Raw genomic sequence first — 11,789 nt, 5'->3', positions numbered from 1 at the left:
CGCTCCTATTTGACGGTTCCCCGGAAACGCAGTTCGCCGGTCGCGCCCGGTTCTATCGGCGAAGGCATGACCCATCGAATATGGGTAACGTCAGCCGCCACGGCAGGTCGCGATTGCTGCGTCTCATCGGCAACGCTCAGCGCGGACAGGCTACCGAAATTCTTGCCGCCATCAACCGATACCAGCGCCCAGTCCTCGAGCGCTTCGGTAAAGATAACCGCCTGATGGACTGGATTGTTCAGCACAAAACCGGTCACCGCTTCGTCGCCCAGATTGCGATAACTGTTGGTTATCAGAAGCTTGTCTCCGGGAACGACCTTGACGGCCGAAGGGCTGACCAATTGCGTAACAGAGGTGCCATCTTCCGATATTGTGGTGCGCTCGATCATGATTGAGCTGTCGATTTTGACATTGGCTCGCGGATCGGTTGCTGCCTTTTCGGCACTGTCTGTAGAGGATGCCGCATGAGCAACCTGGGCAGCAGACAATCCCGTCATCAAAACACCGGCGACCATCGCCGCTTCGAGCAAAATCACGCGCATATTGGACATTTCTAACGATCCTGTTGAACGGTTGCCAACCGGACAAAAGCGCCCGGTTTGTGTTGGATGGAATATGGCTTATCATGGTTAATATGCGGTTAAAGCCAGCTATGAAACTGGCAGTCCTTGGCTGGCTGGACGGAATATCGCGCAAAATGAAATGCTTGTCGGAAAAACGCGCTTATTCGTTGGCATCGCGATTCATCCACCGCTAAAGAGACTGCTAATGGGTCTGACCGCATATTGTCGCTGCCTTGGCATGCTGGGTGTTTTGCTGATGGGTTCGCTCATCGGGCCGGGCCATGCGCAAAGCCTGGAACAACAGGGCATCAGCGCAGCGGACGAACCGGATTTTGATACGCCGCTCGATCCGGATCAACCGCTGACCGAATTCCCCGATTTTGGTGTAGAATGGCCCGATCTCGACGAGGAGGCGCAGCCGCTGGTCGCAGAGAGCGAGGATGTCGGCGCTGAGCGGCAGACAGCCGAAGGCGAGACCGGCGATCAGAATATCCCGCCTGTTGAAGAGCAACTGGCCGAACAGACACCGACCGATGAATTTCGACCGACCGATGCGCTGGCAGAGACGGCCTACGGGATCAGTTTCGAAGGATTGCCCGAAGCGATCGGAGAAACCTTTGATACGCGCTTTGATATATTGTCGGTGCTCGAACAATATCGCGGCGACGATGCCAATTTTGCGCAGATCAGGCGGCGCGCGCAAAGCGATGCCGATCTCGTCGAACGGCTGCTGCGTATCGAAGGCTATTATGACGCGGTCGTTCAGACCCGTTTCGAGGCCGACGGGGCGAAGCGGATCAATGTGGTGATCAGGGTGCAGGCCGGACCGCAATATAAGCTCGATACCATTGCCTTGCCTGGTCTGGAATCGGCGGTTGCTCCCGATCCGGTGAATTTTCGCGAAAGCTTCGGGCTGCAGCCGGGCGATATTGTCAACAGCGACCGGATCATGGAAGCGATCGGCCGGATCGACGGTGCGATGGCCGAAAATGGCTATCCATTTGCCGAGACCGGAGAACCGGAACTGGAAATCGACCATGCGGAGCGGCTCGGCGATCTGGAAGTACAGGTGACGCCGGGCGGGCGCTATAATTTTGGCTCGATCGTGCTGGCACCGACGGATTTGTTCGATGCCGACCATGTCCAGATGATCGCCCGCTTTGCGCCCGGCGATATCTATCAGGCCTCGGATCTTGAGGATCTGCGCCGGGCGCTGATCGCAACCGGTCTGGTTTCGACGATCGCCATTGACCCGGTCGCGGCCGATGATCCGGAAGCGGTGGATGTTGCGGTAGCGCTGACTCCGGCACCATTGCGCACCGTGGCCGGTGAGCTGGGCTATGGCACCGGCGAAGGCGCTCGTGCGGAAGTCAGCTGGGAGCACCGGAATTTCTTCCCGCCGGAAGGTCTGATCCGCGCGACCGCGGTGCTCGCTACCCAGGAACAGTCGGGCAGCCTTTCCTTTCGTCGCAACAATTACCGCCGCCGCGACAATATATTGAACGGACGCACCGCGTTGAGCATTGTCGATCGTCCGGCATTCAAGGCCCAGACGTTTTCCGTCGCGGCCAATATCGAGCGCCAGAGCAATCTGATTTACCAGAAGCGCTGGAGCTGGTCGCTCGGGGTCGAATTGCTTGCCTCGCGTGAAGAAGATGTTACCGGCCCCACGGATGCGACGGGCCGGGATACCTATTTCATCGGTGCGCTTCCGGGTCTGGTCACATTTGATGCCAGTGACGACTTGCTTGATCCGACCCGGGGATTCAGGCTCAGCGCCCGGATTGCCCCCGAAGCATCGCTGCAGGATGGCAGTTTCTTTTATGTCCGCAATCAGTTCGACGGATCGGCCTATTTCCCGGTTTCCGACAAGATCGTGCTGGCCGGCCGGACGCGGCTGGGGACGATCGTCGGAGCCGGCAACAACCGGATCGCGCCGTCGCGCCGGCTTTATGCCGGCGGCGGCGGTTCGGTGCGCGGCTATGGTTATCAGAGCATCGGCCCGCGTGATGCCAATAATGATCCGGTCGGCGGTCGTTCGCTGGTGGAGTTTTCGCTTGAAGCGCGCGTGCGTACCGGCTTTTTTGGCGGCAATTTCGGTGTTGTGCCATTCATCGATGCCGGCAATGTCTACACCAGCAGCACCCCGGATTTTTCGGGGATGCGCTATGGTGCCGGTCTCGGCGTCCGCTATTACAGCGATTTCGGACCGATCCGGATCGACGTCGGTACGCCAATCAATCCGCAACCCGGTGATTCGCGCATCGCGGTCTATGTTTCGCTCGGGCAGGCCTTCTAGATGACGGAAACCGGGGACAATAGCCGCTCCAGGCTGCCGATCTGGCGCTGGTCCCTGCGCGGCCTGTTCGGGCTTGCGGCGATCGTCCTGCTCGGCCTGGTTGGCGGGGCAATGTGGCTGGACAGCGATTCCGGCCATCGTTTCATCATTGACCAGGTCGAGGCGCTGGAACCTGAGGACGGTCTGCGTATCCGGATCGCGGACATCGAAGGGTCAATATACGGCGAAGGCAAGGTGCAGGGATTGCGCCTGCTCGATCCCAGGGGCGAGTTTTTTTCCGCCGGTACCGTGGCGGTCGACTGGAACCCGCTGGCCTGGATTTTCAACGAGCTGAATATTTCCGAAGCGCTGGTGCTGAAGGGGCGGCTTGATCGCTTGCCGGAACTGATCGATAGTGGCGAGGACAGTCCCTTGCTCCCCGGTTTCGATATGTATGTCGGTGCCTTTCGCGCCGAGAATCTGGCGCTCGGGGAAGCCATTGCGGGCAGCGAGCAATTTGCCAATCTGTCCGGTTCTGCTGATATCAGGGCCGGTCGGGCGATGGTGCGCCTGGACGCCGCCACGACGCGCAGCGGCGACAAGCTGCTGCTCGCGCTGAACGCGGAACCCGAACGCCAGAAGCTCGATATCGATGCCGAAATCATCGCTCCTGCCGGTGGCGCGATAGCCGCTGCTCTGGGCATGGATCGCGACCTTGCGGTGACCCTGAAAGGCGATGGCAGCTGGCAAAAATGGGATGGCGAACTGATCGCGCTCAGCAACGCGCAGACGCTGGTGCAAGCCACGATCGAGGCGAAGGACGGACAGTTTTCCTATGATGGCAAGCTGACCGCTTCCGTGCTCCCGGCAGGGGCGGCGCAAAGGCTCGCATCGCCCGATCTGCTGATAAATGGCACGGCAAGTCTGGCGGACCGGATTGTGGCGCTCGACCTTCAGGCGCGTTCCGCTGCCTTGTCCTTCACCGCGACGGGCGGGATCGATCTGGCCCGCAACAGTCTGGATGCGATGCGGCTGGAGGCACGTCTCGCCGATCCATCCGCGCTGGCCGCAAACATGAGAGCGCAGGATTTCGAGCTGAAAGCGCTGCTCAACGGCAAGCTATCCCGCTTGCGCTATCAATATCTGCTGACCGCGCCGCAACTGGCCTTGGGCAAGACCTTGCTGACCAATGTCCGCGGCGAGGGCGAAGGGCAGCGCGATGCCGGCGGCTGGGACATTCCGGTGAAGCTTTCGGTCGGGACGGTGATCGGGAATGGCGAATTGCTGAAGCAATTGCTTTCCGGCTTCAGCGCGACCGCCTTGCTTCGCTACGAGAAGGATCTGCTGTTCGCCGAGCGGGCGAGGGTGGCGACCAATGCGGCGAAGGGCACGCTGGATCTGGAGCTGCGTCCCTCGACCGGCGATTTTGCCCTGGATATCGATGCCAATGCGCCCGGTTTTGCAGTGCAGGGCGTCGGGGTTGCCGATATCGTGGCCGCGATAAATCTGCGTCCGGCCCCGACCGGGCTCGCCCTGGACGGCCAGGTCAATGCCAGCATGCGGCGATTCGACATCGGCTTCTTGCGCGAACTCGCCGGGGGCCTCCCGCAATTGCAGACCGGCCTCGCGCTTGGACCGGACGGGCTGCTGCGTTTCACCAATCTCGACGTGTCGGCTCCGAAACTCTCTTTCCGGGGATCGGGCCGTCAGACCGGGGCGGCGACCTTTACCTTCCGCGGATCGGGCAGGCAGGACAGCTATGGCCGCTTTGACCTGAAACTCGACGGAGCTCTTGACCGGCCCAGGCTAGCGCTGTTGCTCGACAGCCCGCTGCCGGCGGCTGGGCTCTCGGCAGTCAGCCTGCAGCTTGATCCGGTCAAGGGTGGATTCTCCTATGTCGCTTCCGGCGGATCGACGCTGGGACCGTTCAGCAGCGACGGGATGATCCTGACCACGCCGGGCCAGGACACCGCGGTACGGGTCGACCGCTTGCTGGTCTCCGACACGCTGGCCAGCGGCACGATCCGGACAACCGCCGACGGCCTGGCCGGCAGGCTCGCGGTCAGCGGTGGCGGGGTGGATGGCGATATCCTGTTCCGCCCCGGCAACGGACAGCAGCTGATCCGTGCCAAACTCGAGGCGGAAAATGCGCGGTTCGGCGGCGAGCCACCGATCTTCATCCGCACCGCCGTGGTGGACGCAGATATCGTGCTGATCGACGGCCAGTCCAATATAGACGCCACTCTCCGGGCCCAGGGGATCAGCCGTGGCGAGTTGATCATCGGCCGGGTCGCCGCCAATGCCAAGCTGACCGACGGCAGCGGTTCGGCAACCTTCACTGTCGCCGGGACACGCGGCAGCACTTTTGAATTTCAGGCCAAGGCCGATATCACGCCGGCCCGCTACCGGATCTCCGGCACCGGACAGTTTGAAGGCCGCAACCTGCGTCTCGCGCAGCCGCTCGAACTGCGGCGGGTTGACGATGGCTGGACCGTCTCGGCAACCACGATCAACTATGGACGCGGCAGTGCCAGGCTGTCCGGTCGCTGGGGCAGCGGCGATTCCAGGCTGGACCTGTCATTGGCGAAGATGCCGCTGTCCCTGATCGACATCGGCTATCCCGATCTCGGGCTGGGCGGCAATGTAAACGGCACGGTCAAGCTGACCCAGTCGGGTGCGCGGATGCCGGTCGGCGAAGCCAGACTCACGGTCAAGGGGCTGACCCGCTCCGGTCTGATTCTCACGTCTGCGCCGGTCGATCTTGGCCTCAATATTGCGCTTTCCAGTCGCAACGCAGCGGCGCGTGGCATCATCAAGTCCCCCGAAGGCCAGACCATTGGCCGGTTCCAGGGGCGAGTGACCGGTCTTGGCAGCGGCAACTGGCAGGATGAGCTGATCCGCAGGCCGCTATTTGCGCAAGCGCGGTTCAATGGCGGTGCCGAAAGCCTGTGGCGGCTTACTGGTGTCGAAACCTTCGACCTGACCGGTCCGGTCGCCGCCAGCGCCGATGTCAGCGGCAGTCTCGCCAATCCGCAAATCAGGGGACAGGTGCGCACCAGCAACGCGCGGCTCGAAAGCCCGCTCACCGGTACCGTCATTTCCAACATCCGGACGGTGGGCCAGTTCGACGGCTCGCGGCTGGTGCTGCCGGAATTGACCGGCACCACGGCGGGAGGCGGCACGGTCAGCGGCAGTGGCAGTTTCAACTTCGCGGTCGCGCCGGGTGAGGGCATCGGCATCACGATGGACGTCAATGCCGAACAGGCCGCGCTGATCGCCCGCGATGATTTCGCCGCCACGGTGACCGGGCCGATCAAAATCCGCAGCTCGGTCAATGGTGGCCTGATTTCCGGCGATGTGCTGCTCAACCGCAGCTACTTCCGGTTCGGCCGGGCCAGCGCGACGGCCAGCCTGCCGGATATCAAGACCCGCGAGATCAACCGGCGCGCGGATGAACGGCCGGTCGTAACCCGCAGCCGCCCCTGGCAATTCGCGCTGACCGCCAAGGCACCGAACCGCCTGCGGGTTGAAGGTCTGGGGCTGGACAGCGAATGGGGCGCCGACCTCAGGATTTCCGGGCCGGTCGACAATTTCGCGATGGTCGGCACCGCCAATCTGATCCGCGGCAATTATACGTTCGCCGGCCGGCGCTTCACGCTACAGCGCGGCGCCATCCGCTTCGTCGGCAACCAGCCGGTCAATCCGACTCTGGACATCGAGGCCGAAGCCAATCTGACCGGCCTCAACGCAACAATCAATGTTACCGGCACCGGCAACCAGCCGGAGATCGCGTTCACCAGCATCCCGGCTCTGCCCGAGGATGAATTGCTGTCGCGCATATTGTTCGGCGCTTCGATCGCCGACCTGTCCGCTCCTGAAGCGGTCCAGCTTGCCGCAGCCGTGGCTTCGCTGAACAGCGGTGGCGGCCTTGATCCGATCAATCAGCTGCGCAAGGCGGTCGGTCTGGACCGGTTGCGGATATTGCCTTCCGACACCGACACCGGTACCGGCACATCGATTGCCGCTGGCAAATATATCACCCGCCGGGTCTATGTCGAACTGATCACCGACGGCAAGGGCTATAGCGCTACCCAGCTGGAATTCCAGATCACCCGCTGGCTGTCGATCCTGTCGAGTATTTCGACCCTCGGCCGGCAAAGCGCCAATGTGCGGGTGAGCAAGGATTATTGAAGCTATCAGAAGGCAGAGTGGCGAAAGGCGGGCCTGCATTTTGCAGCCGATCCGGTCACGCGCCGCCGCCATCATGCCCCGGTTGCTGTCCGCGAAGGACCGGAAGCTGTTACAGTGATTCCCGTCGCTTCTTTTTTCGTTGAACGGAAACGAAATTTTTGTAGATTCAGACCATGTAATATCTGCACAAAGCTTGCTGATCTCGGCATCCGGTCGACAGCAGCAATCCTGAAAGGAGCACTGAATTGAATATCATGGACGCGAAAACTCACGAGCCGACAATCAAGCGTGAATATGAAAAGCCTGTTTTGGTTTGCCTGAATTCAAAGGATACGGAAGGTAAAGTCACTTTTTTATTAACGGAAACTTCAGCTTTCGGACCGAGTTAACGCGCCCGGCGGCAGCCCCGACCATCAGGGACTATTCCCCTCAATAGATCAAAAGAAAAAGCCCGGAGCAATCGCTTGCCCCGGGCTTCTGTTTCCAGTCTGATCGAAAAGATCAGCTCGAATAATACATGTCAAACTCGACCGGGCTCGGCGTGGTTTCGAAGCGGCTGACTTCTTCCCATTTCAGCTCGGCATAGGCGTCGATCTGGTCTTTCGAGAAAACGTCACCCTTGAGCAGGAATTCGTGATCGGCTTCCAGTGCTTCCAGAGCTTCGCGCAGCGAACCGCAGACGGTTGGGACTTCGGCCAGCTCAGCCGGTGGCAGGTCATAGAGATTCTTGTCCATGGCTTCGCCCGGATGAATCTTGTTCTCGATACCGTCGAGGCCCGCCATCAGCAACGCAGCGGCGCTGAGATAGGGGTTTGCCAACGGATCGGGGAAGCGGAACTCGACGCGCTTCGCCTTGTCGCCGGCACCATAAGGAATCCGGCAGGATGCGCTACGGTTGCGGCTCGAATAAGCGAGCAGCACCGGTGCCTCAAAACCGGGAACCAGACGCTTGTAGCTGTTGGTCGTCGGGTTGGAGAAAGCGTTGATCGCCTTGGCATGTTTGATCACGCCGCCGATATAGTGCAGGCACATTTCCGACAGGCCGGCATATTCATTGCCGGCGAACAGTGGCTTGCCGTCTTTCCAGATCGACATATGGGTGTGCATGCCGCTGCCGTTATCTTCCTTGATCGGCTTCGGCATGAAGGTTGCCGTCTTGCCATAGGCATGGGCAACCTGCTGCACGACATATTTGTAAACCTGGGTGCGGTCGGCAGTCTGGGTCAGCGTGCCAAAGGTTATGCCCAGTTCGTGCTGTGCGGCGGCAACCTCATGATGGTGCTTGTCCATCGGCAGGCCCATTTCCAGCATGGTTGCGACCATTTCGCCACGAATGTCCATGCAGCTGTCTACCGGAGCGACAGGGAAATAGCCGCCCTTGGCGCGTGGGCGGTGCCCCATGTTGCCGACATCATAATCGCGGCCGGTGTTGGTCGGCAGCTCGATATCGTCGATCTTGAAGCCCGAGCGGTCATAGCCGTCCTCGAATTTCACGTCGTCGAACATGAAAAATTCCGGTTCCGGTCCGACATAGATAGTGTCGCCGATGCCGGTCGATTTCAGATAGGCTTCGGCGCGAACAGCGGTTGAACGCGGGTCGCGGCTGTACAGCGATCCGTCGCCGGGCTCGACGATGTTGCAGACCAGGATCATCATCGGGGTGGCCGAGAACGGGTCCATGTACATCGCGTCAAGATCGGGACGCAGGATCATGTCGGATTCGTTGATTGCCTTCCAGCCCTCGATCGAGCTGCCGTCGAACATGAAGCCTTCTTCGAGCACATCCTCGTCAATGACGTCGGCGCACATCGACAGATGCTGCCATTTGCCGCGCGGATCGGTGAAGCGAACATCGACCCACTCGATCTCATGTTCCTTGATCATTTTAATAATATCGGATGCTGTATTGCCCATTATTTAGTCCCTTGGTTTTGGTTTATTGGGTTGGTCTGAAGGTAGATCAGATGGCTTCGTTATCGCGCTCGCCGGTACGGATACGCAGCGCGGCTTCTACCGGAATGACAAAAATCTTGCCGTCACCGATACGGCCGGTCTGGGCCGCCGAGGCAATCGCCTCGACCGTGCGGTCGGCAAGACTGTCTTCGACGACCACTTCCAGCTTCACCTTGGGCAGGAAGTCGACGACATATTCAGCGCCGCGATAAAGTTCGGTATGGCCTTTCTGCCGGCCAAAGCCCTTGGCTTCGGTCACGGTAATTCCGGACACACCGACTTCGTGCAGTGCTTCTTTGACTTCGTCCAGTTTGAAGGGCTTGATGATGGCTTCGATTTTTTTCATTTTTACGTTCCCGTGTACCGCTCCCTCGGCAATTTTTCCGAACAGGAAAAAACCGCCTCGGCCGGGCACAATTGCCCGATGCTATTCAATTACCATGCCAGAATCGATTCGCGAACAGAATCGCCGGAATGCTTGGCTACATTGCTAATCGCTTATCGAACGACTGACAATGCTGCTCAAAAAACAGGCATTTATCGCGATGCATGACCAATATTTGGGCAGGCGGTTGCCGCCAGATTAGCGCGGTGTCGGCGCGGTCATCTCGGGCAGATTTTCCTTGGTCCAGATCGACCGGTTCACCACATAGTGGCGAATATTCTCGACCTGGGCATCGCTTAGCTGCGATCCGAAACCGACCATGCCGTGCTGCTTGAGCGCTCCACCGGTGACTATCGAGGCCCAGGCTTCGGTGTCGGGCAATACACCGCTGACCCGCAGATCGGGCGTGAAGCCGTTGCCGATCGCGCTGTCGCCATGACAGACGAGGCAGTTGCGTCCGTAGAGACCCTTGCCGGCGGCAACCTGTTCCGGGGTGCCGATCTGCACCGGCGGATCCCAGACCACTTCGCCCTTTTCAGGAAGCGCAGGCAGTTGCGCCGTGCCGCCCAGTTTCAGCACCACCAGCCGCGGAATATTGGGAAGCTGGCGGGTGACTCCGCCGGCAACGCCCGCGACCAGCGGAAAGGCACCACCCTTGCTGGTCAGGAAGGCGACATATTGCTCGCCGTCGATCATATAGGTCGAAGGCGCGCTGACGATACCCGACTGCATTGGCAGGCTGAGCAATTCCGTGCCCTTGTCCGCCGAATAGGCCTTGAAGAAGCCGGTGCTGGTGCCCTGAAAGACGAGATTGCCTGCGGTCGTCATCGTGCCGCCGTTCCATGCGGCGGGATAATCAACGCCCCACTCGACCTTGCCGGTCTTGGGATTGAACGCAACCAGCCGTCCGGTGGTTGCGGCCACGGCCGCCTTGTAGACGTCTTTGTCGTCCGGCAACTGGCCAATCGCCCAGCCGATACCGACGTTGAAGCCAAGCCGCTCGCGCGCCTTGTCTATTTCCGTAACCGGTACTTCATAGCCCTGCGGGACTTGCTGGGCCGGAATATAGACGAGGCCGGTTTCCGGATTATAGCTCATCGGATGCCAGTTGTGCGCGCCCAGCGCGCCGGGAATCGCGACAAACGGCTCCTTGGTCTTGTAGAAGCGGGCGGCGGGATTCTCGATCGGCCGGCCGGTGGCTAGGTCATAGCCTTCCGCCCAGTTGATTCCCTCGACAAAGGGTTCGGCGCTGATCAGTGTCCCGTCGAGCCGGTCGATGACGAAGAAAAAGCCGTTTTTCGGGGCGTGATAGAGCACTTTGCGCATCTTGCCGTCGATCGGCAGCTCGGCCTGGATGATATGCTGGGTCGCGGTATAGTCCCAGGTCTCGGCCGGTGTTTCCTGATAATGCCAGAGATATTTGCCGGTGTCGGGATCAACCGCGACGATCGAGGAGAGGAACAGATTGTCGCCTTCGCCGCCCGAGCGCAGCCCGTGGTTCCACGGATTGCCATTGCCGACGCCGAAATAGAGCTGGTCGAGATCCTCGTCATAGACGATACTGTCCCAGACCGTGCCGCCGCCGCCGGATTCCTTCCATTCGCCATCGCCCCAGGTCTTGGCTGCTGCCTTGGCGAAAATCTCGTCGCTCGCGGCGCCGTCCGGTTTTCCTTCCGGATTGGGTACGGTGTAGAAGCGCCATTTCAGCAAGCCGTCACGGACATTATAGGCCGAAACATAGCCACGCACGCCAAATTCCGCACCGCCATTGCCGATGATCACCATATTCTTGACCACGCGCGGGGCGCCGGTGATCGTATAGGGCTTGCTGTTGTCGGTGGTCTGGGTCTCCCAGAGCCGCGCGCCGGTATTGGCGTCGAGCGCGATCAGCCGGCCGTCGATGGTGCCAAAGAATAATTTGCCGCGGCTGATCGCGACGCCGCGATTGACCACATCGCAGCAGGCGTCGACCGCTTTTTCGCCCGCCACGCCGGGATCATAGGACCAGAGCTCCTCGCCGGTCTTGGCATCATAGGCAAAGACCTTTGACCAGGCGGTGGATATATAGAGCTTGCCGTCGACCACCACCGGTGTGGCTTCCTGGCCGCGGGCATCGGGCAGGTCCTGGTACCAGGCGATGCCGAGGTCGCCGACATTGCCGTCGTTGATCTGGGTGAGCGGGCTGTGCCGCTGTTCCTTGGCGTCAAAGCCGATATTGTCCCAGTCCGCATTGACCACCGCGTCCGGAGCCACGGGATCGCCGGTCTGACTCTGGCAAGCCGCCAGCAATAGAGGAGCCAATAAAAATCCCAGCCTGCGCATCACCCGTCTCCTGTATCCCGCCGGACGGTCTGCCGTCCGTGCAATTTAACTGACTAGCTAAGCTGTGGGCCGATGGTCAAGGCTTATAGGGTGGCAG

The 11,789-nt window shown here is 60.4% G+C and carries 6 protein-coding genes; 2 read left to right on the top strand and 4 right to left on the bottom strand.

The window, feature by feature from the left end; translation table 11 throughout:
* Window positions 1-5: 5 nt before the first annotated feature.
* A complete protein-coding gene (locus tag SPHFLASMR4Y_RS07465; RefSeq protein ID WP_145955475.1) occupies window positions 6-551 on the bottom strand; it encodes a hypothetical protein in 546 nt (181 codons plus the stop codon).
* Window positions 552-768: 217 nt separating this feature from the next.
* On the opposite strand from SPHFLASMR4Y_RS07465, the gene SPHFLASMR4Y_RS07460 reads away from it, so the two are divergent.
* Both SPHFLASMR4Y_RS07460 and SPHFLASMR4Y_RS07455 read left to right on the top strand, forming a co-directional pair.
* A complete protein-coding gene (locus SPHFLASMR4Y_RS07460; RefSeq protein ID WP_186266072.1) occupies window positions 769-2,862 on the top strand; it encodes an autotransporter assembly complex protein TamA in 2,094 nt (697 codons plus the stop codon).
* The gene (locus SPHFLASMR4Y_RS07455) at window positions 2,863-7,032 is read left to right on the top strand and encodes a translocation/assembly module TamB domain-containing protein (protein WP_089132973.1); all 4,170 of its coding nucleotides are present in this window, start codon (window positions 2,863-2,865) and stop codon (window positions 7,030-7,032) included. It abuts the gene before it with no gap.
* 501 nt (window positions 7,033-7,533) lie between these two features.
* Here the strand turns inward: SPHFLASMR4Y_RS07455 and glnA are convergent.
* The 3 genes from glnA to SPHFLASMR4Y_RS07440 all read right to left on the bottom strand — a co-directional run bounded on the left by glnA (window position 7,534) and on the right by SPHFLASMR4Y_RS07440 (window position 11,692).
* Window positions 7,534-8,946 carry a type I glutamate--ammonia ligase gene (gene glnA / locus SPHFLASMR4Y_RS07450; RefSeq protein WP_089132972.1) on the bottom strand — a complete coding sequence of 471 codons (1,413 nt, stop codon included), beginning with the start codon at window positions 8,944-8,946 and terminating at the stop codon, window positions 7,534-7,536.
* Window positions 8,947-8,992: 46 nt separating this feature from the next.
* Window positions 8,993-9,331 (bottom strand): P-II family nitrogen regulator, encoded by a 339-nt coding sequence (locus tag SPHFLASMR4Y_RS07445; RefSeq protein WP_089132971.1) that lies wholly within the window; start codon window positions 9,329-9,331, stop codon window positions 8,993-8,995.
* A 237-nt stretch (window positions 9,332-9,568) separates the two neighbouring features.
* Window positions 9,569-11,692 carry a PQQ-dependent dehydrogenase, methanol/ethanol family gene (locus tag SPHFLASMR4Y_RS07440; RefSeq protein WP_089132970.1) on the bottom strand — a complete coding sequence of 708 codons (2,124 nt, stop codon included), beginning with the start codon at window positions 11,690-11,692 and terminating at the stop codon, window positions 9,569-9,571.
* Window positions 11,693-11,789 lie beyond the last annotated feature (97 nt).

The organism is Sphingorhabdus sp. SMR4y, assembly GCF_002218195.1.
In the GTDB taxonomy this organism is placed as follows: Bacteria; Pseudomonadota; Alphaproteobacteria; order Sphingomonadales; family Sphingomonadaceae; genus Parasphingorhabdus.
This window is presented reverse-complemented; position numbering and strand designations above follow the sequence as displayed.

What these genes read in the sequence shown, in the direction of transcription:
- SPHFLASMR4Y_RS07440 (WP_089132970.1), bottom strand. Translation starts at nt 11,692, where the DNA reads ATGCGCAGGCTGGGATTTTTATTGGCTCCTCTATTGCTGGCGGCTTGC.
- SPHFLASMR4Y_RS07455 (WP_089132973.1), top strand. Translation starts at nt 2,863, where the DNA reads ATGACGGAAACCGGGGACAATAGCCGCTCCAGGCTGCCGATCTGGCGC.
- glnA (WP_089132972.1), bottom strand. Translation starts at nt 8,946, where the DNA reads ATGGGCAATACAGCATCCGATATTATTAAAATGATCAAGGAACATGAG.
- SPHFLASMR4Y_RS07465 (WP_145955475.1), bottom strand. Translation starts at nt 551, where the DNA reads ATGTCCAATATGCGCGTGATTTTGCTCGAAGCGGCGATGGTCGCCGGT.
- SPHFLASMR4Y_RS07445 (WP_089132971.1), bottom strand. Translation starts at nt 9,331, where the DNA reads ATGAAAAAAATCGAAGCCATCATCAAGCCCTTCAAACTGGACGAAGTC.
- SPHFLASMR4Y_RS07460 (WP_186266072.1), top strand. Translation starts at nt 769, where the DNA reads ATGGGTCTGACCGCATATTGTCGCTGCCTTGGCATGCTGGGTGTTTTG.